The 26,974-nt window shown below is 64.8% G+C and carries 25 protein-coding genes and 2 tRNA genes; 9 read left to right on the forward strand and 18 right to left on the reverse strand.

Annotated features, from left to right (window positions below; genetic code table 11):
- Positions 1-2 precede the first annotated feature (2 nt).
- Both ACW18A_RS08815 and ACW18A_RS08820 read right to left on the reverse strand, forming a co-directional pair.
- Positions 3-185, reverse strand: a complete 183-nt coding sequence (locus ACW18A_RS08815; RefSeq protein WP_492021356.1) for a type II toxin-antitoxin system antitoxin — start codon at positions 183-185, stop codon at positions 3-5.
- 3 nt (positions 186-188) lie between these two features.
- Positions 189-1,085 carry an SPFH domain-containing protein gene (locus ACW18A_RS08820; RefSeq protein ID WP_492021357.1) on the reverse strand — a complete coding sequence of 299 codons (897 nt, stop codon included), beginning with the start codon at positions 1,083-1,085 and terminating at the stop codon, positions 189-191.
- A gap of 197 nt (positions 1,086-1,282) precedes the next feature.
- Here ACW18A_RS08820 and ACW18A_RS08825 point away from each other — a divergent pair, with 197 nt between their 5' ends.
- Entirely contained in the window at positions 1,283-4,486 is a 3,204-nt protein-coding gene (locus tag ACW18A_RS08825) for an autotransporter outer membrane beta-barrel domain-containing protein (protein WP_492021358.1), read from the forward strand.
- Between the two features lie 213 nt (positions 4,487-4,699).
- On the opposite strand, the gene ACW18A_RS08830 is transcribed toward ACW18A_RS08825, so the two are convergent.
- The 3 genes from ACW18A_RS08830 to clpX all read right to left on the reverse strand — a co-directional run bounded on the left by ACW18A_RS08830 (position 4,700) and on the right by clpX (position 8,924).
- Positions 4,700-4,776: transfer RNA gene (locus ACW18A_RS08830), tRNA-Val, on the reverse strand.
- A gap of 98 nt (positions 4,777-4,874) precedes the next feature.
- Positions 4,875-7,277, reverse strand: coding sequence for an endopeptidase La (gene lon / locus ACW18A_RS08835; RefSeq protein WP_492021359.1), 2,403 nt, complete (start codon positions 7,275-7,277; stop codon positions 4,875-4,877).
- Positions 7,278-7,658: 381 nt separating this feature from the next.
- Positions 7,659-8,924: an ATP-dependent Clp protease ATP-binding subunit ClpX gene (clpX, locus tag ACW18A_RS08840; protein ID WP_492021360.1), complete on the reverse strand. Its 1,266-nt coding sequence runs from the start codon at positions 8,922-8,924 to the stop codon at positions 7,659-7,661.
- 186 nt (positions 8,925-9,110) lie between these two features.
- On the opposite strand from clpX, the gene ACW18A_RS08845 reads away from it, so the two are divergent.
- Positions 9,111-9,767: an HAD-IB family hydrolase gene (locus tag ACW18A_RS08845; protein WP_492021361.1), complete on the forward strand. Its 657-nt coding sequence runs from the start codon at positions 9,111-9,113 to the stop codon at positions 9,765-9,767.
- Here the strand turns inward: ACW18A_RS08845 and ACW18A_RS08850 are convergent.
- The 4 genes from ACW18A_RS08850 to tig form a co-directional block, all read right to left on the reverse strand.
- On the reverse strand, positions 9,764-10,084 hold the full coding sequence (locus ACW18A_RS08850; RefSeq protein WP_492021362.1) for a hypothetical protein: 321 nt from the start codon (positions 10,082-10,084) through the stop codon (positions 9,764-9,766). The two genes, ACW18A_RS08845 and ACW18A_RS08850, sit on opposite strands and share 4 nt — an antisense overlap.
- Before the next feature lie 74 nt (positions 10,085-10,158).
- Positions 10,159-10,800, reverse strand: coding sequence for an ATP-dependent Clp protease proteolytic subunit (locus ACW18A_RS08855; RefSeq protein WP_492021363.1), 642 nt, complete (start codon positions 10,798-10,800; stop codon positions 10,159-10,161).
- Between the two features lie 108 nt (positions 10,801-10,908).
- A complete protein-coding gene (locus tag ACW18A_RS08860) occupies positions 10,909-11,865 on the reverse strand; it encodes a hypothetical protein (RefSeq protein WP_492021364.1) in 957 nt (318 codons plus the stop codon).
- A gap of 202 nt (positions 11,866-12,067) precedes the next feature.
- Positions 12,068-13,411 carry a trigger factor gene (tig, locus tag ACW18A_RS08865; protein WP_492021365.1) on the reverse strand — a complete coding sequence of 448 codons (1,344 nt, stop codon included), beginning with the start codon at positions 13,409-13,411 and terminating at the stop codon, positions 12,068-12,070.
- 179 nt (positions 13,412-13,590) lie between these two features.
- Here tig and ACW18A_RS08870 point away from each other — a divergent pair, with 179 nt between their 5' ends.
- Entirely contained in the window at positions 13,591-14,304 is a 714-nt protein-coding gene (locus ACW18A_RS08870) for an MBL fold metallo-hydrolase (protein WP_492021366.1), read from the forward strand.
- Here ACW18A_RS08870 and ACW18A_RS08875 read toward each other — a convergent pair.
- Positions 14,301-14,594: a hypothetical protein gene (locus ACW18A_RS08875; RefSeq protein WP_492021367.1), complete on the reverse strand. Its 294-nt coding sequence runs from the start codon at positions 14,592-14,594 to the stop codon at positions 14,301-14,303. The two genes, ACW18A_RS08870 and ACW18A_RS08875, sit on opposite strands and share 4 nt — an antisense overlap.
- Positions 14,595-14,692: 98 nt before the next feature.
- Here ACW18A_RS08875 and ACW18A_RS08880 point away from each other — a divergent pair, with 98 nt between their 5' ends.
- Both ACW18A_RS08880 and ACW18A_RS08885 read left to right on the forward strand, forming a co-directional pair.
- On the forward strand, positions 14,693-14,839 hold the full coding sequence (locus ACW18A_RS08880) for a hypothetical protein (RefSeq protein WP_492021368.1): 147 nt from the start codon (positions 14,693-14,695) through the stop codon (positions 14,837-14,839).
- A gap of 97 nt (positions 14,840-14,936) precedes the next feature.
- A complete protein-coding gene (locus ACW18A_RS08885) occupies positions 14,937-15,164 on the forward strand; it encodes a con-10 family general stress protein (protein ID WP_492021369.1) in 228 nt (75 codons plus the stop codon).
- A 332-nt stretch (positions 15,165-15,496) separates the two neighbouring features.
- Here the strand turns inward: ACW18A_RS08885 and egtB are convergent, their stop codons facing one another.
- On the reverse strand, positions 15,497-17,656 hold the full coding sequence (gene egtB, locus ACW18A_RS08890) for an ergothioneine biosynthesis protein EgtB (protein WP_492021370.1): 2,160 nt from the start codon (positions 17,654-17,656) through the stop codon (positions 15,497-15,499).
- 238 nt (positions 17,657-17,894) lie between these two features.
- Positions 17,895-18,788: a winged helix-turn-helix domain-containing protein gene (locus ACW18A_RS08895; protein WP_492021371.1), complete on the reverse strand. Its 894-nt coding sequence runs from the start codon at positions 18,786-18,788 to the stop codon at positions 17,895-17,897.
- Between the two features lie 95 nt (positions 18,789-18,883).
- Between ACW18A_RS08895 and ACW18A_RS08900 the strand changes: the two genes are divergently transcribed.
- Positions 18,884-19,651 carry a hypothetical protein gene (locus tag ACW18A_RS08900; protein ID WP_492021372.1) on the forward strand — a complete coding sequence of 256 codons (768 nt, stop codon included), beginning with the start codon at positions 18,884-18,886 and terminating at the stop codon, positions 19,649-19,651.
- Between the two features lie 9 nt (positions 19,652-19,660).
- Entirely contained in the window at positions 19,661-21,184 is a 1,524-nt protein-coding gene (locus ACW18A_RS08905) for a serine hydrolase (protein WP_492021373.1), read from the forward strand.
- Here the strand turns inward: ACW18A_RS08905 and ACW18A_RS08910 are convergent.
- Both ACW18A_RS08910 and ACW18A_RS08915 read right to left on the reverse strand, forming a co-directional pair.
- On the reverse strand, positions 21,181-22,395 hold the full coding sequence (locus ACW18A_RS08910; RefSeq protein WP_492021374.1) for an acyl-CoA dehydrogenase family protein: 1,215 nt from the start codon (positions 22,393-22,395) through the stop codon (positions 21,181-21,183). The genes ACW18A_RS08905 and ACW18A_RS08910 overlap by 4 nt on opposite strands.
- A gap of 143 nt (positions 22,396-22,538) precedes the next feature.
- A complete protein-coding gene (locus ACW18A_RS08915; protein ID WP_428149721.1) occupies positions 22,539-22,844 on the reverse strand; it encodes an SCP2 sterol-binding domain-containing protein in 306 nt (101 codons plus the stop codon).
- A gap of 166 nt (positions 22,845-23,010) precedes the next feature.
- Between ACW18A_RS08915 and ACW18A_RS08920 the strand changes: the two genes are divergently transcribed.
- Positions 23,011-23,102: transfer RNA gene (locus ACW18A_RS08920), tRNA-Ser, on the forward strand.
- A 192-nt stretch (positions 23,103-23,294) separates the two neighbouring features.
- On the opposite strand, the gene ACW18A_RS08925 is transcribed toward ACW18A_RS08920, so the two are convergent.
- Complete coding sequence (locus ACW18A_RS08925) at positions 23,295-23,987, reverse strand: IS6 family transposase (protein ID WP_492021375.1); 693 nt, start codon at positions 23,985-23,987, stop codon at positions 23,295-23,297.
- Positions 23,988-24,078: 91 nt separating this feature from the next.
- Between ACW18A_RS08925 and ACW18A_RS08930 the strand changes: the two genes are divergently transcribed.
- A complete protein-coding gene (locus ACW18A_RS08930; RefSeq protein ID WP_492021376.1) occupies positions 24,079-24,231 on the forward strand; it encodes a hypothetical protein in 153 nt (50 codons plus the stop codon).
- Between the two features lie 376 nt (positions 24,232-24,607).
- On the opposite strand, the gene ACW18A_RS08935 is transcribed toward ACW18A_RS08930, so the two are convergent.
- The 3 genes from ACW18A_RS08935 to ACW18A_RS08945 form a co-directional block, all read right to left on the reverse strand.
- On the reverse strand, positions 24,608-24,988 hold the full coding sequence (locus ACW18A_RS08935; protein WP_492021377.1) for a VOC family protein: 381 nt from the start codon (positions 24,986-24,988) through the stop codon (positions 24,608-24,610).
- The gene (locus ACW18A_RS08940) at positions 24,978-25,913 is read right to left on the reverse strand and encodes an SAM-dependent methyltransferase (protein ID WP_492021378.1); all 936 of its coding nucleotides are present in this window, start codon (positions 25,911-25,913) and stop codon (positions 24,978-24,980) included. The genes ACW18A_RS08935 and ACW18A_RS08940 overlap by 11 nt, the downstream gene beginning before the upstream one ends.
- Before the next feature lie 95 nt (positions 25,914-26,008).
- On the reverse strand, positions 26,009-26,968 hold the full coding sequence (locus tag ACW18A_RS08945) for an MBL fold metallo-hydrolase (protein WP_492021379.1): 960 nt from the start codon (positions 26,966-26,968) through the stop codon (positions 26,009-26,011).
- Positions 26,969-26,974 lie beyond the last annotated feature (6 nt).

The raw sequence follows: 26,974 nt of genomic DNA on the forward strand, positions 1-26,974 counted from the left end.
GCTCAAGCCTCATCATCGGTGTCGCCCGGCGGCGGAATGCGCACGCCCCGCCGCTCCAGCGATTCCCTGAGAAGAATCTCCAGCTGGGCGTTGACGGAACGCAGCTCCGCCGCCGCCAGCCGTTCGACCGCCGTCATCACGCCACCGGAGGCGCGCATCAGGAAGGGTTTGCGGACCCTCGCCACGCCCTAGCCGTAGAGGGTGCCGGTATTGACCACGGGCTGGGCCTCGCGGTCGGCGCACAACACGACCAGCAGGTTGGAGACCATGGCGGCCTTCCGGTCCTCGTCGAGATGCACGACCTCGCGCTCGCCCAGATCCTTCAGCGCGCTCTCCACCATGCCGACCGCGCCGCGAACGATCAGGCGGCGGGCCGACAGGATGGCCTCGGCCTGCTGGCGCCGCAGCATGGCGCCCGCGATCTCGGGCGCATAGGCCAGGTGGGCCAGACGCGCCTCGTCGATGGCGACGCCCGCCACCCGGACCCGGTTGGCCAGCTCGTCGCGCAACCGTCCGGCGACATCCTCGGCGTCGGCGCGCAGGGTCAGTTCCTGCTCGACGCCGTCCTGCTCCTCGCCGTGGTCGTAGGCGTAGTGGGAGGCGATATCGCGCAGGCCCGTGTCGATCTGGATGTTCACAAAGGCCTGGTAGTCATCGACGTCGAACAGGGCCTGTGCCGAATCCTCGACACGCCAGACGACGTTGGCGGCGATTTCGACCGGGCTGCCCCGCTTGTCATTCACTTTCAGCTTATCGCTCGTGACGTTCCGCGCCCGGAGCGAAATCTTCTTGCGGGTGTACCAGGGAAGGACCCAGCGCAGGCCGGTGGTCCGGTCCGTACCGCGATAGGAGCCAAACAGCATTATGGCCGCGCCCTCGTTCGGCTGAAGTGAATAGAGGCCGCACAGCAGGAACAGGCCGATGAGGGCCAGAACGATGCCTCCGACCACATAAAGCGCCGTTTCGGGGGCCTGCGCCACGGCCACTGGACCGAGGATGATCAGTCCCATCCCGATCAGCAGCATCAGTATGCCGTTGGTCGTCGCTGCAGGCCGTTCCTGCGAGATTGTGCGTTGGTCGGTCATCTTGCACTCCACTTCGATATTTAAATGATATCACTTTTTGGGTCGCAGTGCAACGCTCTCAGCGACCTCCGGTCGCCAGACACATTGCTTTCGGCCTTGCATTCGCCTCAAATTCGCGAAACTTGAGACAGGTCGCGACGCCCCTGTTAGAAGGCGCCCGACGCCCGTGCGCGTGTCCACTTGGGGTGAATTTCCGAATGCGTAGACTGCTTGCGACCGCGGTAGCGCTTGCCCCTCTGATGACGGCCGCAGGAGCGCATGCCGAGGTCGTGATTTCGACCGCTCGCACAACGCCCATCGTCACCTCCCTCGCGACCGGTACAGCCCGCGACGACATCCGCATCGGAACGGGCGGCTCCATCGCCGTGAACACCGGCGCGGCGATCACGGTCGATTCGAACAACAACATCGATCTGGACAGCGGCACCAACATCACGATGGCCAATTCGGCCGACGGGTCGACCGCGATCCTCGTAGGCCCGACCTCGACGGCGGCCAACATCATCATCGGCGGGACCATCGCGGTCCAGGACAGCATCACTACCTACCCCGACTCGGACAACGACGGCGATCTGGACGGTCCGATCGCGGCCGGCGCCAACCGCTACGGCCTGCGTCTGGTCGGCACGACGGCCCTGACCGGTAACATTCTGGTCGAGAGCACCGGCACCATCCTGGCCGAGGGCGCCAACTCACGCGCCATCTCGATCGAACGGGCCCTGACGGGCAACGTCACCAGCTTCGGATCGCTGCGTGCGATAGGCGACAACGCCATCGCCTACTCCCAGACAGGCAACGTCTCGGGCGCGGTGAAGCTGGGCGGCCCCGTCACGGCCCAGGGCCTGGGCGTCAACGCCGTCAACATTCAGGGCGATGTCGGCGGTCGCCTGACGCTCCAGGGCGACATGGCCGCGACCGGCTATCGTTACACGACGCGCCCCGGTGATACCGCCCTCGCCCTGCTCGATGCGGACGACCTGCTGCAGGGTGGTTCGGCCATCGTCATCGGCGGCAACGTCGCCGGCGGACTGGTGCTGGATACCCGGCCAGCCGATCTCATCGCCGACGTGGCGGGTAACACCACCACGACCGATGAGGACGGAGACGGCGTCGCCGATGCGTCCGAGGGCAACTCCGCCATCAACAGCTACGGGGGCGCGGCGGCCCTGACGGTCGGTTCGTCCACCCGCAGCATCACTCTGGGAGTCGCGGGAACAACCGCGACCACCAGCTACGGCCTGATCAACCGGGGCACCATCAACGGAGATGGCGTTTACAACAATGTCCACGGACGGGGCATGCAGCTGGGCGTCGCGGGCGGCCAGAATGTGGTCATCACCGGCGGCGTGCGCAACGAGGGCGCCATCACTGCGATCGGCAGGAACGGCGGCGCCACCGCCGTCGCGATCAATGCGAACGTGACCGCCAACCGGTTCGACAACATCTCGAACATCACCGCGGGCGTTTCCAGCACACTGGCGAACGCTCCGGCGATCGCCATCGACATCGCGGCCGGTGCCAACCTGTCGAACATGTTCAACAACGGCTCGATCCTGGCCACGGCCGGAGGCGGCGTCTCGAACGTCTTCGGCATTCGCGATCTGTCGGGCACGCTAAGGTCGATCAACAACGCGGGCACCATCCAGGCCTCGTTGCTTCCGAATACGGCCGGCGATCCGCTCACGGGCGCGGTTACGGCCATCGACGTCTCGGCCAACACCACCGGCGTCACCTATCGCCAGTACGGTGAAACCAGCACGCCCTCCACCGCCGACCCTGACACCGACGGCGACGGGGTCACCGACTCCAACGAGCCGGTGCTGGTCGGAGCCATCCGCTTCGGCTCGGGCGCGGACCTGCTCAGCCTGGAAAACGGCTTCATCAACGGCGACGCGTCCTTCGGTGCCGGCGCGGACCGGCTGAACATCACGGGCGGCGGAATCCTGACCGGCGCGATCACCGATACCGACGGCCGCCTGGACATCAATGTGACCAACGGAACGCTGGATGCGCGCCAGTTGACCCGCACCAATGTCACCAGCCTGAACGTCGGCGCGGCCGGTGACCTGATCGTCACGGTCGATCCCGCAACCTCGACCAACGCCGGCTTCCGCGTCAACGGCACGGCCAATCTGGCGACCGGCGCGGGCCTGGGCGTGCGTTTCAACTCCCTGATCACGGGCCCCCAGCGGTTTACCGTCATCGACGCCAACACCCTGATCATCGGCACGATCGACCAGACGTCGGTGCAGGCCAACTCGCCCTATCTTTACGTGGTCAACGTCGGTGCCGACGTGGCCGCAGGGGATGTCTATATCGACGCCCGTCGCCGCACGGCGGCCGAGGCGAACCTGATCCCCGTCGAAGCCCAGATTTTCGATTCCCTCTATGGCGCACTGAGCTCCAGCACGGCGCTCCGCAACGCCTTCGTCTCCCAGACCGGTCGTGAAGGCTTCATCAACCTGTACGAGCAGGTTCTGCCGGACCATTCGGGCGGCCCGCTGCTGTCGCTGGCCTCGGGGGTGGATGCCGTGACCCGCGCCTTGACCGGCCGCAACGCCACCGTCGAGCCGGGCCAAACCAGCGCCTGGCTGCAGGAAATTAATTTCTACGCCGACAAGGACAAGACCGACACCTACGGCTTCCGCTCGGAAGGCTTCGGCGTCGCGGGCGGAATCGAGCGTGGCACGGGCCTGGGTGCCGTCGGGGTCTCCCTGGCCTTCACCTCGTCGGACATCGAGGATCCCGAGGCCGAGGCCGAGGAAGTCCTGTCGGCCAACCTGGTCGAGCTGGGCCTCTACTGGCGGGCTCAGGGCCAGGCCTGGAGCACCTGGGCGCGCGCGGCGGGCGGCTACGCCACCTTCGATTCGACGCGCCAGCTGGTCACCCAGAACATCAACCTCATCAACACCTCCAGCTGGAACGGTTTCACACTGTCGCTGGGCGGTGGTGCCTCTTACGAGAAGAATTTCGGCCGTCTGAGCATCCGCCCGGAAGTCTATGCCGAGTATTTCTCGCTGAGCGAGGACGCGCACACCGAGGTGGGCCTGGAGCCTGGCTTCAACCTCAAGATCGAGGACCGCGACGGCCATCTGCTCACCGGCGTCGCCGCCGTGAATATCGGCTACGGCTTCGGCGAGAACGGCTGGATCCGCCCCGAGGTCCGCCTCGGCTGGCGTCAGAACTTCTCGGTCGATCCGGGGGAGACCATCGCCCGTTTCGCCTCGGGCGGCTCGCCGTTCACCCTGACGCCGGACTCGATCGAAGGCGGCGGCCCGCTTGCAGGCTTCCACCTCAGCGTCGGCAACGAACTCGGCAAGATCTCGATCAGCGCCGACGCCGAGATGATCGAGGACTATGTCCGCTACACCCTGCTGCTGCGGGCCAGCTTCCGGTTCTGATCAGGTTGACTAGGTTGGTCGAAAAACTTGGTCGATTTGGTCGTGAATCCTGGTCGGTTTGACCATGCAAAGACAAAGGCCGCCGGATCGCTCCGGCGGCCTTTTCTGTGTCTGCGCTCTTGGACCCGCCCTTCTTCGCCAAGGCTACGAAGGGCATCCTGCTTCGCTATCTGTCGTGGCCCGTCCTGCGAAGCGCAGTAGCGCGAAGCAGGATGGTAGGCGGCGACGGGTTCGAACCGCCGACCCTCTCGGTGTAAACGAGATGCTCTGACCAGCTGAGCTAGCCGCCCTCACCACGGACGCGGGTTGTGCCCTCCCCTGCTCCTCGGTTCAAGTCGCTCCGGCCAAAGAAAAACCTCCCCGCCGGCAGGCGAGGAGGCTGTTCAGGTCAGTGGCTGACGACCGTCGATCCGCCGGCGGCCGGAGGCACCTGCGGAGCCGGGTTCAGCGGCTCGGCCACCTCATCCCACTCCACCGGCGTCAGAGAGCCGGTCAGCGCCCATTTCAGAGCCTCGTCGGCCGTCGAGATCGGTATGATTTCCAGCGCCCCCTTAACGTTGTCGGGCACCTCGGCGAGGTCCTTCTCGTTCTCCTGCGGGATCAGCACGGTCTTCACGCCGGATCGCAGGGCCGCGAGCAACTTCTCCTTCAGGCCGCCGATGGCGGTCACGCGACCACGAAGCGTGATCTCGCCGGTCATGGCGATGTCCTTGCGGATCGGCACGCCCGTCAGGACCGAGACCATGGCTACGGTCATGGCGACGCCGGCGGAGGGACCGTCCTTGGGCGTGGCGCCGTCCGGCACGTGGACGTGAATGTCGGTCTTCTCGAACACCGGCGGCTTGACGCCGAAGCTCAACGACCGCGCCCGAACGTAGGAGGCGGCGGCGGAGATGGATTCCTTCATCACCTCCTTCAGGTTGCCAGTGACGGTCATGCGACCGCGACCCGGCATCTTGATCGCCTCGATGGTCAGGATGTCGCCGCCGAACTCGGTCCAGGCCAGGCCGGTGACGATGCCGACCTGGTCTTCCTCGTCCGTCTCTCCGTAGCGGAACTTCTTCACCCCGGCGTACTCGGCCAGCTTGGCCTCGTCGACGGTGATGGAGAGCAGGTTCTGCTTGGACATCTCGCGCACGGCCTTGCGGGCCAGGCCGCCCAGAGCGCGCTCCAGCGACCGCACCCCGGCTTCCCGGGTGTAGTAGCGGATCAGGTCGCGGATCTGTTCGTCGGGCACCACAAACTCCGCCGGCGTCAGGCCGTTGTCGGACGTGACCTTGGGCAGGACGTGACGCTTGGCGATCTCGACCTTCTCATCCTCGGTGTAGCCGCTGACCCGGATGATCTCCATCCGGTCGATCAGGGGCTGAGGCATGTTCAGGCTGTTGGCCGTGGTGACGAACATGATGTTCGACAGGTCGTAGTCGACTTCCAGATAGTGGTCTCCGAACGCGTTGTTCTGCGCCGGATCCAGCACCTCAAGCAGGGCCGAAGACGGGTCCCCGCGCCAGTCGGCACCCAGCTTGTCGATCTCGTCCAGCAGGATGAAGGCATTCGTGGTTTTCACCTTCTTCATCGACTGGATGATCTTGCCAGGCATCGAGCCGATATAGGTGCGGCGGTGACCGCGGATCTCCGCCTCGTCGCGCATGCCGCCCAGAGACATGCGGACGTACTCACGGCCCGTGGCCTTGGCGATCGACTTGGCCAGCGAGGTCTTGCCGACGCCCGGAGGGCCGACGAGGCAGAGGATCGGGCCCTTGAGCGAGTTGGTGCGCGCCTGCACCGCCAGATACTCGATGATCCGTTCCTTGACCTTCTCGAGGCCGTAGTGGTCCTCCTCGAGGATCGCCTCGGCCTTGTTCAGGTCGATGGGCTTTTGCTTGGTCTTGCCCCAGGGGATCGACAGCAGCCAGTCGAGGTAGTTCCGGACCACGGTCGACTCGGCCGACATCGGGCTCATGTTACGCAGTTTCTTGACCTCGGCCTCGGCCTTGGTGCGGGCCTCCTTGGACAGGCGCGTCTTCCGGATGCGCTTCTCCAGCTCCATAATCTCGTCGCGCGCGTCGTCGGTCTCGCCCAGCTCGCGCTGGATCGCCTTCATCTGCTCGTTCAGATAATATTCGCGCTGGGTCTTCTCCATCTGGCGCTTCACGCGCGAGCGGATCTTCTTCTCGACCTGGAGGACGGAGATCTCGCCCTCCATCAGGCCGTAGACCTTCTCGAGACGGGCGGGGACCGCGATGGTTTCCAGCAGGGCCTGTTTGTCCGCGATCTTGACCGAAAGATGGGCCGCCACGCTGTCGGCCAGTTTCGACGCGTCGGTGATCTGAGGGATGGAACTGAGGGCCTCGGGCGGCACCTTCTTGTTCAGCTTCACATAGGATTCGAACTGTTCGACCACGGCGCGCAACAGGGCCTCGGCCTGGGACGGTTCGCCCAGGTCATCCTCGATCTCGACGGCCTCGGCCTCGAAATACTCCTCGCGATCGGTGAACCGGGTCAGGCGAGCACGGCCCTTGCCTTCGACCAGGACCTTCACGGTGCCATCGGGCAGCTTCAACAGTTGCAGCACGGTAGCGAGCACGCCGACCGGATAGATGGCGTCCGGCGACGGATCGTCGTCGACGCTGTTCTTCTGGGTGGCCAGCAGGATCTGCTTTTCACCCTTCATGATCTCGTCGAGCGCCCGCACGGATTTCTCGCGCCCTACGAACAGCGGCACGACCATATGGGGGAAGACGACGATGTCCCGCAAAGGCAGGACGGGCAGAATTTTACTCTCGGACATTAATGCGCTCCTGGACCTTCGATCATCTCCGGTCCGCCCACCCCTGACGCCCCGCGATATGCAGCGACACCCTGGAGAGGCCCGTCGATTCCGACGGTGTTCGTGTGAGTATGTGGCCCCTTGGCCCCGGGGTTCAAGCACCGCCCCTCGACGTTGCACAGGTGCGCCGAAATACGGTCAAGCTGCACGATCCGTGTAGCGCATCCTGCAGAATGGGGTCGGATCGGCCTCCAGGACCACCCGCGATACGTCAGTTGCTGTTCTGGCCGCTGTGGCTCCCACGCCGGAACATCGTCCGTCCCCGGCAACCTTGCCCGCCTGATATGAAGACGGGGCGGAGCCTCGACGGCCCCGCCCCTGTTCTCGTGGCTCAACCCCGCCTCAGGCGGCGCCGTCGGCGGCCTTTTTCTTCTCGGCATAGATCAGCAGGGGCTGGGCCTTGCCGTCGATGACCTCGGCATTGACGACGACTTCCTCGACGCCCTCGAAGGTGGGCAGTTCAAACATCGTTTCCAGCAGAATGCCTTCCAGGATGGACCGCAGGCCGCGGGCGCCGGTCTTGCGCGTGATAGCCTTCTTGGCGATCGCGTTCAGCGCGTCGTCGGTAAACGTCAGGTTGACGTTCTCCATCTCGAACAGGCGCTTGTACTGTTTGACCAGGGCGTTTTTCGGCTCGGTCAGGATGGTGACCAGGGCTTCCTCGTCCAGATCCTCCAGCGTCGCCAGAACCGGCAGACGGCCGATAAACTCCGGGATCAGGCCGAAACGCATCAGATCGTCCGGCTCGACACCCTTGAGGATGTCACCCGTGCGACGTTCGTCGACGTTCGACACCTTGGCGCCGAAGCCGATCGAGGCCCCTGCCCCGCGCGCCGAGATCACCTTTTCCAGGCCGGCGAAGGCACCGCCGACGATGAACAGGATGTTGGCAGTGTCGACCTGCAGGAACTCCTGTTGCGGATGCTTGCGGCCGCCCTGCGGGGGTACGGAGGCGACGGTGCCTTCCATGATCTTCAACAGGGCCTGCTGCACGCCTTCGCCCGAAACGTCGCGGGTGATCGAAGGGTTGTCGGACTTGCGCGAAATCTTGTCGATCTCGTCGATGTAGACGATGCCGCGCTGGGCCCGCTCGACGTTGTAGTCGGACGCCTGAAGCAGTTTCAGGATGATGTTTTCGACGTCCTCGCCCACATAGCCGGCCTCGGTCAGGGTCGTGGCGTCGGCCATGGTGAAGGGCACATCGATGATGCGGGCCAGCGTCTGGGCCAGCAGCGTCTTGCCCGAGCCCGTAGGCCCGATCAGCATGATGTTCGACTTGGCCAGCTCGACGTCGTTGTTCTTCGTCGCGTGGTTCAGCCGCTTGTAGTGGTTGTGGACCGCGACCGAGAGGACCTTCTTGGCGTGGCTCTGGCCGATGACGTAGTCATCGAGGACCTCGCGAATTTCCTTCGGTGTCGGAACGCCGTCCTTGGACTTCACGAAGCCGATCTTGTGCTCTTCGCGGATGATATCCATGCACAGTTCGACGCATTCATCGCAGATGAACACGGTTGGACCGGCGATGAGCTTGCGCACCTCATGCTGGCTCTTGCCGCAGAACGAGCAATAGAGCGTACTTTTGGCGTCGGTGCCGGCTGCTTTGGTCATAGACCCTTCTCACTCTCGCGCCGTTTTGGGAGACGGTCGCGCTTTCCCCGCGTTGATTCCACCACTATGGACGCGAAGATATTCAAAAAATGACAATCAACCATCCGCACGCTCGCCACAACCCCGCCCACGACCGGCGAGGTGCGACTGACGTGGACTGTTCAGGCTGGATGGAGATCACGGCGAATGGCTGACATGGGCACCACGGCCGGCTTTCGCCAGTCCGACGATCCCTCGCGACCCATCGTCGCGTTCGATTTCGACGGCACGCTGACAGTTCGCGACAGCTTCACCCAGTTCCTGCGCTGGCGTTCCGGCACGGGCGGCTGGGCGTTGGGACTGGTCAGGATGGGCAAGGCCACGACTGCCTATGCGCGTGACCGGGACCGGGGGGCGATCAAGGCGGCCTCGGTGAAGGTCTTCCTGAAAGGTGTGACACGGACCGAGCTTGAGGCAGACGCTGCCCGGTTCGCCGATGCGAACTGGGACAAATTCATGCGGCCCGACGCGCTCAAGGTCTGGGCGGACTGGGGAAGCAGGGGCGCTCATCGCGTGATCGTGACCGCATCGCCGGAGATCACGGTGACCCCGTTCGCCCGACGACTTGGTGCGGAGGATCTTCTGGGCACCCATCTGACCTTCGACGACCACGACCGGATCACTGGCGCCTTCTCCAGTCCCAACTGTCGCGGCGAGGAGAAGGTGCGACGTCTGCATGAGGCCTTTGGTCCCGATCTGAAGCTGGCGGCGGCCTATGGCGATACGTCAGGCGACATCGAGATGCTGGCGATCGCGGAACAGCGAGGTTTCCGCGTGTTCACCGGCCGCCCGGCCCGCGGTTAGCGGCCGTCAGCGTCCACATCGAAGACCACGACCTTGCCGCGCGAGGTCGGATCCCAGCCGGCTTCGATGGCAGAGGCAATGGCGTTCCTGACGCTCTCGATGTTGATCCGCTGGCGTTCGAAGTTCGGCGAGCCGTTGGCCCGCATCACCATGGGAAACAGGACGATGGCCTCGCGCTGGGCGTCCTTGAGCTTAAGGGCGATGCCGATGCCGTCCCAGTTGTTGCCCGTGGTCCGCTGCGGCTGTCGCCGAACCTCCCATTCGTAGTCTTCGCCGTCGACCTGGACGACGCCTTTGAGGTCTCGCGTGTGTTGCATCGGGGGCTGATAGCACAAACGAAAAGGGCGCGCCGATCCCGGCGCGCCCTTCTGTGGTCCTTGATCCGAAGGAATCAGATGGTCTTGATGCCGTCCGCCTCGGCCTCGGTGCGCTTGTCGTAGACGTGATCGACGATGCCCCAGGCCTTGGCATCCTCGGCGGTCATGAAGTGGTCGCGGTCCAGGGTGCGCTCAACTTCCTCGTAAGTCCGACCCGTGTGGTGGACATAGATTTCGTTCAGGCGGCGCTTGGTGGCGATGATGTCCTCGGCGTGGCGTTCGATGTCCGAGGCCGTGCCGCGGAAGCCGCCCGAGGGCTGGTGCACCATGACCCGCGCGTTCGGCAGGGCGATACGCTGGCCCGCCTCACCGGCCGTCAGGATCAGGGAGCCGGCCGAGGCGGCCATGCCCATGACCACCGTCGAGACCGGCGACTTGATGTATTGCATGGTGTCGTAGATCGCGAGCGCCGAGGTCACCTGACCGCCGGGGCTGTTGATGTACATGCTGATTTCCTTCTTCGGGTTCTCCGATTCCAGGAACAGCAGCTGGGCGCAGATCAGGCTGGCCATGCCGTCCTCGAACGGACCGGTCAGGAAGATGATCCGCTCGCGCAGCAGGCGCGAGAAGATATCGAAGGCCCGCTCGCCGCGGCTGGACTGCTCCACCACCATGGGGACGAGATTATTGGAGATGTAGTCGATGGGGTCGCGCATGGGATCTCGCTGATGTCGGCCGGCGCGACTCGAAGGGGTCGCGTCCGTTCTTCCTGATATCGCGTCGCGAGGGCGCCAGCGCAAGTTCTCCAGCCCGGAGCGACCGACTCAGTTCTCCTCGGGGACCTTCAGGCGCTCGCCCGCCATGGCGTCGGCGACCGCCCGGGCGTTACGGCGCGCGTTCGACTCGGTCTGGTCGGCGGTATAGAGGCCGCGCAGATAGGCGGTGTCCCAAGGGGTCAGGAATCTGTCGGTGACGACGTCCGGGTCGAACAGGTTCAGAATGGTGTCGAAACTGGCGGTCTGCGCCTCGGGGTCGATCTGGGCCAGGGCGACCATGGCGATATAGTCCGAGATCTGGTCGAAGCCGGCGCGCTCGAGCGCGTCAATGTCGAGAACGATGATCACCTGACGCAGGTCGTCGCGGATCTGGGTGTTGAGGCGCGAGGCGGCGAACACCGAGATGTTGGGGGCGAAGTCGGTGACCGCGGAACAGGCCCCGGTGCACTGGCCGGGGATCCGAACGGCGGCGTCGCCGGTTTCGGAATCCACCGGCAGGCTGACGTGCCACCAGCGGATCAGCTGGTCGGAGGACTGGAACGCGTCCAGCGCCCGGTCGCTGCGGTTGGCTCCGGAGACATTGGTGTCGAAGGCGCGTGGACGCGACTCGACCAGGGCCCGCGCCATGGCCCGGCCGTCCTCGGCACCGATGATCAGCACGTTTGGCGTGCAGCCGGAGTCACCGGCCCGCAGGCCCAGATCCAGGGCCACAGTCGAAACGCGGTCGACGATGTATTGTGCCGCCTCGGCCTGGAGACTGATCGCGCCGACGCAGACGCCGCCCCGCCAGAGCGCCAGGCCGCGGTTGCGCACCGGGGCGGCCACCTCACCGACAAAATCGCGGGTCGCCTCGCCCAGATCGCGGCCCTCCACCACGATGTCGGCAAGAGGGGTAGCGATGTCCTGACCGGGGTCGACGGGTGCGGTCTGGGCGAGGACAGGGCCGGCCACTGAAAGGGTGGTCAGGACGGCCAAAACGGTCGCCGCCGACGAGAGCCTGCGCATCGGTTTTCGCCTCGTGATCAACCCGTGAAGACCGATCCCCTAGCTGAATTCCGACAGAACCCTAAGTTACAACGCCGTCATTGTGTCGGCGCTTTGTGGACCATCGACCAGGCCGCCCCCGGGATAGATCCCGGATCGACGCGGCACCCGTGAGGATCAGGTCTCTGTCTCCCGGGCTTTGGCCCGGCACGCGAGGTCCAGATCAGCCCTCGTCTTCTTCCTTGAGCAGCTCTTCCTTGCTGATCGGCGTATCGGTCACTGTGGCCTGGTCGAAGATCAGGTCGACGACCTTCTCCTCATAGATCGGGGCGCGCATCTGGGTGGCGGCGTTCGGGTTCTGGCGGTAGAAGTCCAGCACCATACGTTCCTGGCCCGGATAGTTGCGGGCCTCGGCCATGATCGCCTGGTTCAGCTCCTGGTCCGTCACGCCGACGTTGTTGGCGCGGCCGATCTCGGCGAGCACCAGACCGAGGCGCACGCGGCGCTCGGCGATCTTGCGGTACTCTTCCTTGAGCTTCTTCTCGGACTTCTTGGCGTCTTCAGGCGTCAGGTTGCCGGCTTCCTTGTCGGCCTCGACCTGTTTCCAGATGCCGTCGAACTCGGCCTCCACCATCTTGGGCGGCAGGTCGAAGGAGTGGGCGGTGTCCAGCTGGTCCAGCAGGGCGCGCTTCAGCTTGAAGCGGGCCGCACCGGCGTACTGCTGGTTCAGGTTCTGACGCAGCAGGTCCTTCAGCTTGTCCAGCGACTCCAGACCGATGCGCTTGGCGAACTCTTCATCGACGACGGCTTCGGCCTCGGCCTTGATAGCCTTCACCTTGATGTCGAAGGTCGCCAGCTTGCCGGCCAGATTGGCGGCCTGGTAATTCTCGGGGAAGGTCACCTCGATGGTCTTCTCTTCGCCGACCTTGGCTCCCTTGAGCTGCTCTTCGAAGCCGGGGATGAAGCGGTTCGAGCCGATGACCAGGTCGGCGTCTTCGGCCGTGCCGCCGTCGAAGGCGACGCCGTCCAGCTTGCCGAGGTAGTCGATGGTGACCTGGTCGCCGTCTGCGGCCTTCACGGTCTTGCCCTTCTTGTCCTCATAGGACTTGGCCTGACCGGCAAGCTCCTTGAGCGCCTCGTCGAGGTCGGCGTCCGAGGCCTCATAGACCGGGCGGTCCAGCTTCAGGGTCTTGGGGTCGACCGGGGTGAAGTCCGGCATGACTTCCAGGGCCATTTCGAAGGCCAGGTCGTCGGAGCCGGCCAGAACCTTTTCCATGTCCGAGGTCAGCTTCATGTCGGCCGGGGCGGCCGGACGGACCTTGATCTCATTCAGAGCGGCCTGGCTCGACTCGTTGATGGCGTCGTTGACGATCTCACCCATCATGTCCCGGCCGAAGGTCTTCCTGACGTGCGACGCGGGCACCTTGCCGGGACGGAAGCCCTTCAGCTTCATCTTCGGAGCCATCTCGGCCAGCTTTGCGTCCAGCTTGGCGTTCAGTTCGGCGACCGGGACGGTCACGGTGATGACGCGGCTCAGGCCTTCGGTGGTGTTTTGGACGACTTGCATGGGACGAATCTGACGCTCTGGGGCGGTGCCGGGATATCGGCGCTCGCGAAGATGAGGAATGCAGAAAGGGCCGCCCCATCCGGAGCGGCACCTCGAAGCCCGCCCTTATGATGAGGTGGGCTCCAAAGGTCAACGAGGAGGCTGTTTGACCGGACGCCGAGGCTCGCTATGTCGGTGGAATGACCCAGTCCGCCTCCCAGGCCCCCTCCCCCATCGGCGTTTTCGTGACCGCCGTCACGCCACTACAGCAGAACTGCACCACCGTCTGGTGCACGGCGACTTTGAAGGCAGCGGTCATCGATCCGGGCGGATCGGTCGATCAGATCATCGGTGAGATCACCCGGCGCGGCCTGACGCTGGACCAGATCTGGATCACTCACGGCCACCTTGATCACGCGGCGGGCGCAGCGGAGATGGCGGAGAAGTCGGGGGCCCCGATCATCGGGCCCCATCCCGAAGACCAGTTCTGGATCGCCGACCTGCCCGAGCACGGCCAACGCTGGGGTATTCCCGACGCCCGCACCTTCGTGCCAACGCGTTGGCTGGACGACGGCGACACGATCAGCCTCGGCGAGACGACCTGGGACGTGTCGCACTGCCCCGGGCACACACCAGGCCATGTGATCTTCTTCAACCGCGCCGCCCGCTTCGCCCAGGTCGGCGATGTCCTGTTCAAAGGCTCTGTCGGTCGCACGGATTTTCCGCGGAGCGACCCGGAGGCCCTGATCCGCTCGGTCGTGACCAAGCTCTGGCCGCTGGGTGACGACGTGACCTTCGTGCCGGGACATGGTCCGATCTCAACCTTCGGCGAGGAGCGCCGCACCAATCCGTTCGTGTCAGACGCGGCCGTGGCGCACACGCCTCTGGCGCGCGCGCCTTCAGGCCCAGCTTAGCGGCGCAGAAGCAGGCCGATCAGTAGGCCGACGCCCAGCGCGTAGACGGTCGCCTTCAACGGCCTTTCCTCGATCCGGGTGCGAGCCAGAAAAGCTTGCTCGCGCGCCCAATCCCTGCCGGTCTCGATATCGGAGCGAACCGCTCCGCGAAGACCCTGCTCCCGGGCGAAGGCGCGCGTCTCGGCGTCGGCCATCCAGCGATCCCCGGCGCGATCAAGGCGAGCGGGTTGATCGTCGGCGTCATCGACGATGTCTTCAGCGCTGAGGGCTGTGGGATTGATATCGGTCATGGCGGGCTCCTGCCGGGCTTGTGATCAGGTCGATTGAACCCGGGCGACGATCGGCAGTTCCGTTTGGTGAAGCCCAGTCCGGGCCGCGAGATCACACCATGACCGACCCGACGCCCCAGCCCGAAATCACCCCGCCGATGACGCCGTCGCCGCAGCCGGACATCGACCCTGCGGGCACGCCAGACGAAGTGCCGCCCCAGCCCGCCGACAATGACGGAGAGGTCGAAAGACCAGGCGCAGACTGATTCGCACACTGTTGAAATGTCGATCCTTCGGAACCGCGATCGGGCTTCAGGGTTCTCATCTGCAAGCGCCAGCATGAATTTCGAAAGGGAGCCTCGCATGGCCAAGGGCCCGCTTAACCGACCCTCCGGTGTCTCCAAACGAGGCTTCGCCTCGATGGACCCCGAGCGACAGCGCGAGATCGCCCGAAAGGGCGGTGCCAGCGTCCCCAGCGAAAAGCGCAGCTTCTCACAGGACCGCAGCCTGGCCGCCCAGGCCGGGCGAAGGGGTGGTGAAGCGTCTCACGGCTCGCGCCGACCGGAAGATGTCGAAGGCCCGGCCGAGTAGCGTTCGGCCCCGGAAACAACGGAGGACGATCGGTGCGAACCGGCCGCCCTTGTCCGTTTGCCGGTTGACTCAGAGCCGACGCATTTCAGGACTTCGTCCGTCCGTCCGGACGAAAAACACCCTGACGAAACGGACGAAACGGACGAACTCCGGGTGGGGTGCCCTCTCCAAGACCCGCGATCCCGAACCTTACACCCGCGCCGGACCAGGGCGCATCCGGAACAGGTCGAGGCCCGCCACGGCTGGCCAGATCAGGATACCAACGTCGAACAGAAAAATATGTTCGACACGATCCGACGTCTCGGTGGAACCCGCTGACCCACGAAGACGTGTCAGGCGGCGAGCAGAACCAGGGCCACCGATGGATCAGGGCTCTGCTCGAAAGACACCATCCGCCAGCCCGCAGCCTCGGCCATCGCCGTCACGGAGGCCTGTGTGAACTTGCGAGAGCTCTCGGTATGGATGGTCTCGCCGGCCACGAACGGGATCACCGCTCCGCCGATCTGGACCTTCATGTCCCGCGTGGCGCGCAGGTGCATCTCCATACGGGAACTCTCCGCATTCCAGACCGCGAGGTGCTCGAAGGCGTCGAGATCGAAATCTGCCCCCAGTTCGCGATTGGCCCGAACCAGCAGATTCCTGTTGAACGCCGCCGTCACACCCTGGGCGTCGTCATAGGCAGCGACCAGCACGGCCGGATCCTTGACCAGATCAACGCCGAGGATGAACAGCGACGACCGGCCCAGCCGGTCCCGCGCATTGGCCAGGAAGGCCACCGCCTGTTCCGGCTCCAGATTGCCGATCGTCGAGCCCGGGAAGAATCCGACCCGACGGCCGCGCCCGAGTTCCGGCAAGGGGGCCAGATTGAGGAAATCCCCGACCATCGGCGCCACCTCCATGTGCGGATAGGCCTCAGCGATGCTGGCGGCGGCGGCGTTGAGGGCGTCGGGGCTGATGTCGATGGGGACATAGGCCTGCAGCGTCGGTGCCGAATCCAGCAGGATGCGAGTCTTCTCGCTGGCTCCCGAGCCGAACTCGACCAGGACAGCGTCGTCGCCGAAATGCCCGGTAAGGCCGGACGCCATGGCCCGCAGCAGGGCGGCCTCCTGACGGGTCGGATAATACTCCGGCAGCCGGGTGATGTCCTCGAACAGGTCGGACCCGACGGCGTCATAGAACCATTTCGGCGACACGGCCTTCTGCGTCCGGGACAGTCCGGCGACCAGTTCGGCGCGGAACCGCGCGGTCTCCAGGTCCTCGATACGCGCCCGCTCACCCGCCGGGGCGTCGGACGCCAGCCTCAACCCTGTGAAGGCCCAGCGCTGATGCGGATAGAAGAAGTTGCGGTAGGTGCCGCGGGCGTGACCGGCAGGCGTCGCGAACGAACCGCCACGCAGAACCCGCTGGTTGGCCATGAATTTCCCGTTGTATTCCGACGCTGTACCCTCCGTCGGCCTGAAGCCGGGATAGGGCGAATAGGCGCTGGCGGTGTGCTGCCATACCTCGCAGAACAGGTTGGAGAAGACATCGGGCGCAGTGGCGACGGCGCTCTCCCATTCGGCCTCGGTCGGCAGCCGCTTGCCGGCCCACTGGGCATAGGCATCTGCCTCGTAGGCGCTGATGTGTCGCACAGGCGCATCCGTATCGACCACCGTGCGACCGGCCAGGCCCAGAACGGTCCATTCGCCGTCGTCCTCGCGCCAGTACAACGGCGCGGTCCAGCCGTCGGCCTTCACCACCGCCCAGCCGTCGGCCAGCCACAGCTCCGGCCGCCGATAGCCGCCGTCCGCCATGAAGGCCAGCCATTGGCCGTTGGTGATCAGATCGTGGTCCAGCACGAAGGGCTCCAGCCAGACGCGGTGGCGCGGCCCCTCGTTGTCGAAAGCGAAGCCCGTCCCGCCATGGCCGATGTCGACCAGCCCGCCCTCGAACCGCGTCTGCCCGCCCCGTCCCGGCTGCAACGGCCCGCCCGGACGCGGCTCGACGGCATAGGCGGCCGGGTCCAGCGGCGACCGCGACATCAGGTTCAGCAGGTCCATCAGGAACAGCTCCTGATGCTGCTGGTCGTGGTTCAGGCCGAGGACAAACAGATAGTCCTCCAGCCGGCCGTCGAGGCCGCGCCCGATCCGCTCGACCATCCGCCGGTCGATCTCGGCACGATAGGCCATCACTTCGTCCAGCGACGGGCGGGTCATCAGGCCGCGCTCGGGCCGCTCGACCCGTCGGCCCAGGCTCTCGTAGTAGGAATTGAACAGCTGCTGCAGGCGCGGGTCGACGGGTTCGTATCCCGGCTCGGCCGCCAGGATCATCACCTCGAAGAACCAGCTGGTGTGGGCCAGGTGCCATTTGCCGGGGCTGGCGTCCGGCATCGACTGCGCTGCCATATCCTCGGCCGACAGCCCCGCCGCCAGGGCAGGCATGGCGGCCCGAAGGGTACGGTAACGCCCAAGGTCATCTGCCCCGGGTAAGGCGGCTCGCGCAGATGGTTTCATCGGACAGGCTCCATGGGCACGAGACAGGTCCCCGTGGTCGTCGGCGTGCTGACTAGCACATCTGTTCTGGTTACGTTGCCTTCAAGGAGGGGTTACACGTTCGGCCGCGCGCCTGCTGACAGCGTGGTGGCAGCAGACGGCCCCGCACACCCAGGCCAACGTCCGCTTTCGGCTCGGACACTGTCGGCATCACGGCTTTTGGGCGAGGCTGCGTGGGTTTTTCGACCTGGCCCGCTGCTCAGGAATCCCGTTGAACGAACGCAGTCGCCAGTTGAGACGCCAACCGTTCCTGCGTGACGAGATAGTTGTCCATGTTGGTGGGTTCGGCGATCTGCCGTGTCCAGACCACCTCGCCATCGCTAGCCGAAATGAGAGACAGGTTCGCAATCGTGCGATCCGGCATCTGGCGCACGCCGAGATCCAGAAAATACGGTGCCGAGGTTTCACGAGATCCAACCTTCAGGAACGACACATCATCGCCGGCTGAAGTCTCGAGGTCGCTGATGAGGTTCTCCCGCAGGCCGTCAATGAACCGGGGAAACAGGGTGGTGTCGCACATGTTTCGCCCTGGCGGTACGGCGATCCGCTCCACCGGAGGCCGAGGTGAGGAGTCAGTCTCCGAGGACAACGCCATGGGGATCGCCCAGCCACAGGCCGCCAGGACAACGAACCCTGCCGCAGCCTGCGGGAGGAATCTCGCCGCCCTGTTCGTCCGTCGAGCCGGCGTTTCAGGCTGGGCGTCGATGTCGCCGACGAAGCGGTAACCGAGGCGCGCGTGGGTTTCGATCAGACCGGCCGCGTCACCGCTCTCGGCCAAAGCCTTTCGCAGTCGCCGGACACAGGTGTTGAGGTTCTGGTCCGCGCCGAGATGACCGGTCGACCAGAACCTGTCGATCAGTTCCTCGCGCGTGGCGATCCTGTCGCGACATGCGATCAGATAGTCGAGCAATTCCAGGGACTGGCGAGGGACATCGATCGGCCTGCTGGCCCTCGAGAGACTGAACGGCTGGGTGCAAAGCACATAGCCGTCGAAACAGGTGGTGCGATCGCGAAGCCCGGCGGCGACGGCACCTTGCTGCATTTCGGCCATGCGCCTTCCCCGGACATTCAATGTCAGCAGATTTCCTACCATGTCATTTGCCGGCTTCGCGAGAAAACAGGATGCCCTTGGTCCTCTGCTCCTTCCCGGTCGCCGGCGTCGGAGCCCATCACAGGGACATCAGGACCATGCGCCTCTTCACCTGCGCCGCCCTCTGCGGCCTGGTCGCCCTGGCGGCTTCACCAACAACGGCTCATGCCGAGCAGACCAGCATCGAGGTCCGCGTGCTGGCGCGCGGCGCCAAGTTTGTTCCCGGCTATCAAGCGGTGGCGGTGACGCTGCGCGACGTCGAAACCGGCGAGGTTCTGGCCCACGGCTGGACCCACGGGGGCACGGGCGACACGGGCCGTATACTCACCGGCCCTCGTGGAGCTCCGCTTCAGCAGGCAGGGGATGACGGGGCGGTCTTTTCGACGTCACTCGACCTCGATCGCCCCCGTCTGGTCGCGCTTGAGATCGAGGGCCCCAGGGGTCAGGCCGGGACCGGCGGGCGCCTGGTCAGTACCCAGTGGATCCTGCCGGGAAAACACGTGACCCATGGCGATGGCTGGCTCGTCGAAATGCCCGGGCTGATCGTCGACCTGTCCGTCCCGATCGCCCACGCCTTCGTCAACACCGGCGAGGAGATCGCCTTGCTGGCCGGTGTGACGATGATGTGCGGCTGTGGCCTGGAAACCGGGGGCACCTGGGATGCCGACCGGACGGAGGTCGAGGCGTGGATCTACAAAGATGGCGAGCAGGTCGCTGTCATTGAATTGCCGTTCACCGGCCAGGCGAGCCGGTTCGGCGCCACCTACACACCAGCCGGTCCCGGCCTCTACGAGATAGAAATCCGCGCGTGGGCACCCGACTGGAACAACGCCGGCGTTGATCGAACGTCGATCTTCGTCCGCTGAACAACCCGATTGCAGGATACGTCGTTTATGGATTTTCCCAAACTGATCAGTCGCCGACGCACGCTGGGCCTGGCCTTGTCCGGAGCAGCCCTGTCGACCGGATGTCTGCCGGGCCGGGCTGCAGCCCCATCGGTTTCAGCCGAGCTGGACGACATTCTCGACGCGACGGCGTCGGGGTATGGCACGGTCGGATATTCCGTAGCCGTGCTGCGGCGCGGCAAGCTTGCCTATGTCCGGCACGCGGGCCTGGCGGACAGGGATAGCGGTGACCCGATCACAAACCGGTCCGTCTATCCGATCTTCTCCATCTCGAAGCTGTTTCTGGTCGTGGAGTTGCTCAAGGCGGAAGCGGGCGGGTTTATAGACCTGTCCATGCCGATCGGAAGAATCCGGGCGGACCTTCCCCAAACCTGGGCCGGGATCACGCTGGAGCAGGCGCTGGCGCATGTCTCGGGCTTGCCGGACTATATTCCTGACCATGTCGAAAGCACGGCGGAAAAGGCGATCGCCGCGATCCGCGCCGAGCCGTTGCGGTTCGCCCCCGGTTCTCGCAACGACTACAATCAGACCAACTTCCTGCTCGCGAGAGACGCGTTGGAGCAGGCCACGGACCTGCCTCTGACGACACTGGTCGCACGGCAGTTCCGCGCCGCCCGGATGCAGGATTCCAATTATCATACGGGCTATCCCGGGGGATCGGTGCAGTTGCCCGGGTTGGTGTCCAGCTACCGTCCGGTGCCCCCGCGCGATCGGCCGCCGCCGCCTTTCACCCTGCCCTCCTGGCCCGGGTACACCTTCGGGTCGACCGGCGTCTTTTCGACGCTCGCCGATATGGTGCGGTGGAGCGAGGCGCTCCTGAGCGGCGACCTGCTACCGCTCGGCCCCTTGCGCGCCTCGTGGGCACCTTTCCCCATTCAGTCGGGCGAGGCGGCATGGCACACCCATGGCTGGGAGTATTACCGGCACGGCGAAGTGACGATCGTCGGACACGGCGGCGATGTTCGCCTGGTATGGCGGCATTTCTTCCGGACGGAAGACCCCGAAGACTGCGCGACAGTGATCTATCTGGACAATGGAGGACGATCGACCTTCGATCGGCACCGCCTCGTGACCCTGCTCGCGGACCGCGTCATGCCGGGTGCGGCCCGTCCGCTGGAAGCGGAGGAGGAAGCGCTGTTCCGGGGGCTCGCATCGGATCGATGGGATCAAGCGGTCAACCGGCTGAAGACGACTCTCGCCCGCGACACGATCGAAGCCGTCGTCAATCGCGTCGGCTACGATGCGATGAACATCCTTGATGCGGAAACCTCCCTGTCCGCGTTCGAGTGGAACACCCGCGAGTTTCCCAACTCGTCGAACGCCCACGACAGCCTGGGGGAGGCCTATCTCGCCGCCGGGCGGCCCGGACCGGCCCGTGCCAGCTACCAGCGCGCGCTGGCGCTCGATCCGGGCAACGCCAGAATCGAGTCCGTTCTCCGAGGCCTTGCGGTTCCGGCCACCCCGCAAGGCGTCGGGGCGGGCGAACGTTCCTAACGAACCGGCCGCCCGCCGTGCTTCGAGTACTCGATCCGCGCGATGGTCCGGTTGTGCACCTCGTCCGGGCCGTCGGCGAGACGAAGGGTGCGCACCCCCGCGTACATCTCGGCCAGCGGCGTATCGCCTGAAACGCCCGCGCCACCGAACGCCTGGATGGCGTCGTCGATGATCTGCAGCGCCATCCGGGGCGCCGCGACCTTGATCTGGGCGATCTCGGACTTGGCGTTCTTGGCCCCGCCATTGTCCATCATCCAGGCGGCCTTCAGCACCATCAGGCGGCACATCTCGATATTGGTGCGGGCCTCGCCGACGCGCTGTTCCCACACCGAATGCTCGGCCAGCTGCTTCCTGAAGGCGGTGCGGTTCAGCAGACGTTCGCACATCAGCTCCAGCGCCTTCTCGGCTGCGCCGATGACACGCATGCAGTGGTGAATACGGCCCGGCCCGAGGCGGCCCTGGGCGATCTCGAAGCCCCGGCCCTCGCCTGCGATCAGGTTCTCGACCGGCACCCGCACGTTGTCGAGCACGACTTCGGCGTGACCGATCGGGCGCTCGTCATAGCCGAACACCGTCAGCATCCGCTCGACGCGGAAGCCGGGCGTATTGGTCGGCACCAGAATCTGGGACTGCTGCTGATGGGTCGCGGCGCCGGTGTCGGTCTTGCCCATCACGATGGAAATGCCGACGTTGGGATGGCCCATGTTGGTCGACCACCATTTGCGGCCGTTGATCACATACTCGTCGCCTTCGCGAACGATCGAGGTCTGGATGTTGGTCGCATCCGACGAGGCCACGGCCGGCTCGGTCATCAGGAAGGCCGAACGCAGTTCGCCCGCCATCAGGGGCTTGAGCCAGCGTTCCTGCTGCGCCGCGTTCCCGTACATATGGAGCACCTCCATATTGCCGGTGTCAGGCGCGTTGCAGTTGAACACCTCCGGCGTCCACAGACCGGCGCGGCCCATCGCCTCGGCCAGGGGGGCGTACTCCAGATTGGTCAGGCCCGCCCCGTGTTCGCCCGGCAGGAACATGTTCCACAGGCCCGCCTCGCGCGCCTCGGCCTTCAGGGCCTCCATGGTCGGGGACTGGACCGTATGGTCGCGATGGATGTCGGCCCAGTAGTCGGCGGCGCGCGGCATGACCTTGTCGTCGAGGAAGCGGTTGACCCGGTCCTGCCAGTGCAGGGCCTTGTCGCTGTGCCTGAAATCCATGGTGTTATTCCTCCCCCATAGGGGGAGGGGGACCGCGTAGCGGTGAAGGGGGCCAGCCCCAGACACCCCGCTCGCGGTGAGCCCCCTCCGTCACGGCGCGAAGATGCGCCGCGCCACCTCCCCCGACGGGGGAGGATTGACGCTTAGCGCTTCAGCAGCGGGATCAGCTTCTGGGCGATCATCATGTCGCCGGCGATCTTCAGCTTGCCCTGCATGAAGGCCATCATCCCGTCCAGCTTGCCCTCGGACATGGCGATGAAGTCGTCCCACGACACGGTCACGGTCGTGTCGGCGGGCTTGTCGTCATTGGTCACGGTATTCGGAACCGAAGCGCCGTCGATGAAGATCTTGCCGGTGTCGCCCAGGTCGATCTTCACGGTCTTGCCCAGACCGGAGTTGTCGCCGACCGCGCCGCGGATGTGTTCAGTGACTTGAGCCAGATCGGCCATAGAGCGTCTCCCTGAGAAGGTGGAGCCGAAGCCCTATCCCTCCATGGGTCGCCTCACAAGATCACGTCGGGGAAACTGTTGCCGCTGCCCCGGCGGCACAGGATCACAACATTCCGAAACAGCGGATTGCGCCGCGTCGCCGCCTCCGCTATCGAGCCCCCCTGCTGGAGACGTGGCCGAGTGGCTGAAGGCAACGGTTTGCTAAATCGTCATACCCTGTAAGGGGTATCGAGGGTTCGAATCCCTCCGTCTCCGCCACACTCTTCACGGATAGCTTCCGTGTCCCTGATCTCGGGGAATATTGCCCGACATTACCGCACCTTGCTCGACCCCGGAGACCGGAACCCGGTCTCCGTTCGAGGCCCGATGCCTGATCGTCGGGCATTTGCCCGCCCGTGGGCGCTGTCAGGGTAACTTCGCCAAGTCGAAAGCCCCCTGCCCCGCCGACCTTCAGGCAACGGCAGCCGCCCATGCGGCATCAGCATCAGCACGGAAGCGGCGAAGTGTGGGTCTGCTGATCAAATGGCGTTGGATGTTGAAGGTATTGTAAATCGCTGCGTGGGTGGTGAGGAATCTCTGGGTTGAGGCTTGGGATTTGAACCGCTGCTGCTGCCGTTCTCGTCGTCGGATCGGAAGGTGCGAGTTCTCCGCCCGATTGTTCTCCCGAAGCCGGCCAGGTCGGTGCAAATGCCTGAGATCCAGGACATCGAGCGCTGCGCCATATGAGGCGAGACCGTCGGTCGTGATCGTCCGCGGCTCGATCGGCTGGTTTTGAAGGAGCCGCCTGAGCAGCTTCAACGCAGCGTCCGTGTCCCGCCGGCGCTGGACCAAGAGGTCGAGAACCTCGCCTTCGTCGTCGACGGCGCGCCACAGATACATCCGCCTTCCGCCGATCGAACAGACCATCTCGTCCAGATGCCAGCGAGGCGTTGGAGCTGGCCGACGGCGCTTCAGTCGCCTCGCGATCAGCGGTCCGAACTTGATCGTCCAGCACCGGATCGTCTCATAGCTGACGTCGATCCCGCGTTGCGCCAGGAGCTCCTCGACGTCACGAAAGCTGAGGCTGAAGCGAAAGTACAGCCAGACGGCATGGCGGATCACATCTGCCGGAAAACGGTGGCGCTTGAACGAAATCGGCTTCACGAAACATGATCCCCGTCAGTGGCTTACGCCACAAATATCGGAGACCTTTTATCGTTCGCCTGACAGCACCCTGGGCCGGCTGCGGGGTCGCATGCTCGCCGCAGGATCCCTAGGCAAGTATCTGATGGGCGGGTTCATGGTCGCGTTCGGCCTGTTGATCCTCGCCGGAGCGGACAAGGCCCTGGAGACATGGCTGGTCGATGTATCGCCGCTTTGGCTGACCCAGCTGACGACCCGCTACTGATCTGCCGCCGATGGCCGAGGTTGGTGCCGAGCCGCCCCCGGTCCCGTTCCAGGCGCAGGTCCGTTCCCCACCCAGAACAGACCTGCACGACGTCCGCTTAGGGCGCATCCGTCGAATGTCCGCAACCGGGCGTCAGGCTAAAGTCTGAACCCGACCCATTCGAGACATTTGCGTCGGAGGGCTCAAACGACCGGGGCTGACTCAAAGCGGCGGTTCGGAAGGTCTGCTTTGGACGCATTGCCCGGCCTACGCCGCGTCGACACGATGGACCCGGCAATCGCTCGGCTCCGCGAATATCCGGCCCATCCCTTCCGCGACACCCTCACTCAGGAGGAGCCAGTACCGCGGGGGACGGGCGCCGAACGAATGAACGCGCCTAGGCTGTGTCCTCCCATCCCGCGCCCGACGTCTTCTGCAAGGCGTAGACCTGCCCACCAGGGCCCCGGAATTTCAGCCATTCGAAGCCGTTCCAGGAACCGATCTCGCCGAGAATTTCCACCCCTTGCGCGATCAGTTCCTCGCGCGCCGCGGCAACGTCGTCCACTTCGAAGCCGACGACGGGCACCGAGGTGGACTCCCGCCCCTTTGTACCGGGTCCGAACACCTCGAGGATCTGGCCTTCGGCCACCTTCAGCATGGCGACGCCGCGGTTCTCGATAACGACGGGTGACAGGCCCAGAACGTCCGTGAAGAACGACACCGTCTGCTTGAAGTCGTCTGCACCCACGCCGACCCACGAATAGCCTTTAACCTGCACGAGCCGCTCCGATCCTCGTGACTCGCCCGGGGAAGGACACCCCAGCGCGGCCGTCGTGAAAGTCCGAACGGCGCTCCACCCATTCGCGCCCGGCGCTGGTCCCGGCTGGTCGCGGTCGGCCGATCGTAATCGCGATTCGAGGGCCGCGAAGTGAACCGGATCGGCTTGCAGAGGCACCTGTCTCAATCCGCGTGGCGGTCACCAGGCAATGAGTGAGGGAAGGCGCGGACAGCTGGCCATGCAACACGTGGCGTACGAGCCAGGCGCATTGGGCCAGATAGTCAGGCTGCCAATCGGCGCGCTGGCAGCGGTAGAGGATGTCGTCCTCCCAGAGAATGTCGCCATCGAGGACTTCCCGCGCGGTAACCGCATCGAGCCGATCGTTCGATGACAGGTGCCGTCTCCACCAGTCGGTGGAGTGATATTTGTGGTACTCGACATTCCATCCCCCGGTATCGGCGAACAGACTGGGCAGTACATCCGGCTCATCCCGGAAACATCCTTGGGCAATGCCAATTTTCCCGCCGGGCTTCAGAAGCGAGGTCAGGTAGGTCAAGACCCATGGCTGGGTGCCGAAGCAATGAAACGCCTGCATGCAGAAGATAGCGTCAAGACTGCCTGCTGCGATTGGCAGCCCCCGCCGAACATCGCCCTGCAATGTCGTCACCTTCTCTCCTACGCCCGCTTCGATGGCCCCGAGTTTGCGTTCTTCGGCGCTGATCCACAGATCCAGCGAGGTTACCTGGGCCTCGTAGCGCGTCGCGAGGTAGACCGAAGACTGACCACGGCCGCAACCGAGGTCGAGGACCCTGGCCCCTGGCTCGAGCGACAGCGCCTCGGCCAGGCTCTGCGCCAGTATCAACCCACCCGGGGCCATCCCGGCACCGTCATCATAGATGACGTCGCGAGACAGCTGGCCGAGCATCGGGTGACGCCTCGGGTCCAGTGACCGACACCGGGACTCGATGAGTTCCCGGCTCGGCACTGGACCTGTCGACGCTATAAAGTTTTGCGGATCCACTACATTGGAACGTTGCGTGCTTCGCCTGGGCGAAGCAGGTGCAACGACGCGGTCAGGCCCGCGTTCTCGAATTCGCGAGCGATGTACCACGCACCCTGCGTGAAATGCCGCCAACCTTCAAAGTGTGCGGGATAGACATTCTTCAAGCCAAGGACCTGAGTTGCGCGTACGCCGTCGGCTGAGTTCATGGTCAGATAGTTGTCTCCCACGGCCGGCACGTTTGCGGCACCCAGGTGCAGAATCGCCGCACTAACCTTGTAGCGTCTGGCGATTTCGTTGATCTCGTCGATCCACACCGTGTCGCCCGAAATGTAGAAGGCGCCCGATTCTTGACCTTCCCATTCAAGCATGAATCCGGTGACTTCACCGACGATATCGCGCAGGTCCGGGTTGCTGGTGTGCACTGCCGGCATCGCCGTGATCTTCAGCCGCTCACCGGCGGCGTTTGTGATCTCGGTGCTTTGCCAGGTAGGAAGACCCCTGACGTCGTTGCCCGGAAGATTCATCTCGGCGCTCTCTGGCGTGGTCAGGGTGATGGCCACCTTCTCCAGAAGCCTGCGACCCTCGTTGTCCAGGTTGTCCAGGTGCTGAGCATGGCTGATCAACGCAAGATCGATCGGACCAATCTCATCGACCGGTATCGGCGGCTCCATAACCTTGGTCAGCAGGTGGCCAGGGCCCTCGTTGCGTTCAGTCCCTTGAGGATCGAATCCCGGGTCGCTGATGATCCTGAAACGCCCGATCTCGATCAGGTAGGTGGGCCCGCCCAGGTATGTCAGCCGCGGCATCATCGATAGGTTGGCCGGCTTCGTCGCCATTCCGTCGAGAGCTGCAAGTTGCCCACCGGCAGTTCGAGGTTTGGCCACGGCCTCACCCGACGTGGTCAGACCGATTGCGGCGGCTACGACACCGGCTCCCGTTAACGCGTCGCGCCGGCTCAGCGGCTTTTTCGTATTCATCTTCGT

This window comes from Brevundimonas sp. AVps5, assembly GCF_058681515.1.

Bases quoted from the DNA above. Each gene is read 5' to 3' on its own strand.
- ACW18A_RS08945 (WP_492021379.1), bottom strand. From the start codon at position 26,968: ATGAATACGAAAAAGCCGCTGAGCCGGCGCGACGCGTTAACGGGAGCC.
- ACW18A_RS08910 (WP_492021374.1), bottom strand. From the start codon at position 22,395: ATGGATTTCAGGCACAGCGACAAGGCCCTGCACTGGCAGGACCGGGTC.
- ACW18A_RS08825 (WP_492021358.1), top strand. From the start codon at position 1,283: ATGCGTAGACTGCTTGCGACCGCGGTAGCGCTTGCCCCTCTGATGACG.
- ACW18A_RS08930 (WP_492021376.1), top strand. From the start codon at position 24,079: ATGCTCGCCGCAGGATCCCTAGGCAAGTATCTGATGGGCGGGTTCATG.
- ACW18A_RS08855 (WP_492021363.1), bottom strand. From the start codon at position 10,800: ATGCGCGACCCCATCGACTACATCTCCAATAATCTCGTCCCCATGGTG.
- ACW18A_RS08875 (WP_492021367.1), bottom strand. From the start codon at position 14,594: ATGACCGATATCAATCCCACAGCCCTCAGCGCTGAAGACATCGTCGAT.
- ACW18A_RS08880 (WP_492021368.1), top strand. From the start codon at position 14,693: ATGACCGACCCGACGCCCCAGCCCGAAATCACCCCGCCGATGACGCCG.
- ACW18A_RS08860 (WP_492021364.1), bottom strand. From the start codon at position 11,865: ATGCGCAGGCTCTCGTCGGCGGCGACCGTTTTGGCCGTCCTGACCACC.
- lon (WP_492021359.1), bottom strand. From the start codon at position 7,277: ATGTCCGAGAGTAAAATTCTGCCCGTCCTGCCTTTGCGGGACATCGTC.
- ACW18A_RS08895 (WP_492021371.1), bottom strand. From the start codon at position 18,788: ATGGTAGGAAATCTGCTGACATTGAATGTCCGGGGAAGGCGCATGGCC.
- ACW18A_RS08885 (WP_492021369.1), top strand. From the start codon at position 14,937: ATGGCCAAGGGCCCGCTTAACCGACCCTCCGGTGTCTCCAAACGAGGC.
- egtB (WP_492021370.1), bottom strand. From the start codon at position 17,656: ATGAAACCATCTGCGCGAGCCGCCTTACCCGGGGCAGATGACCTTGGG.
- ACW18A_RS08915 (WP_428149721.1), bottom strand. From the start codon at position 22,844: ATGGCCGATCTGGCTCAAGTCACTGAACACATCCGCGGCGCGGTCGGC.
- ACW18A_RS08870 (WP_492021366.1), top strand. From the start codon at position 13,591: ATGACCCAGTCCGCCTCCCAGGCCCCCTCCCCCATCGGCGTTTTCGTG.
- ACW18A_RS08850 (WP_492021362.1), bottom strand. From the start codon at position 10,084: ATGCAACACACGCGAGACCTCAAAGGCGTCGTCCAGGTCGACGGCGAA.
- ACW18A_RS08820 (WP_492021357.1), bottom strand. From the start codon at position 1,085: ATGACCGACCAACGCACAATCTCGCAGGAACGGCCTGCAGCGACGACC.
- ACW18A_RS08900 (WP_492021372.1), top strand. From the start codon at position 18,884: ATGCGCCTCTTCACCTGCGCCGCCCTCTGCGGCCTGGTCGCCCTGGCG.
- ACW18A_RS08940 (WP_492021378.1), bottom strand. From the start codon at position 25,913: ATGCTCGGCCAGCTGTCTCGCGACGTCATCTATGATGACGGTGCCGGG.
- ACW18A_RS08845 (WP_492021361.1), top strand. From the start codon at position 9,111: ATGGCTGACATGGGCACCACGGCCGGCTTTCGCCAGTCCGACGATCCC.
- clpX (WP_492021360.1), bottom strand. From the start codon at position 8,924: ATGACCAAAGCAGCCGGCACCGACGCCAAAAGTACGCTCTATTGCTCG.
- tig (WP_492021365.1), bottom strand. From the start codon at position 13,411: ATGCAAGTCGTCCAAAACACCACCGAAGGCCTGAGCCGCGTCATCACC.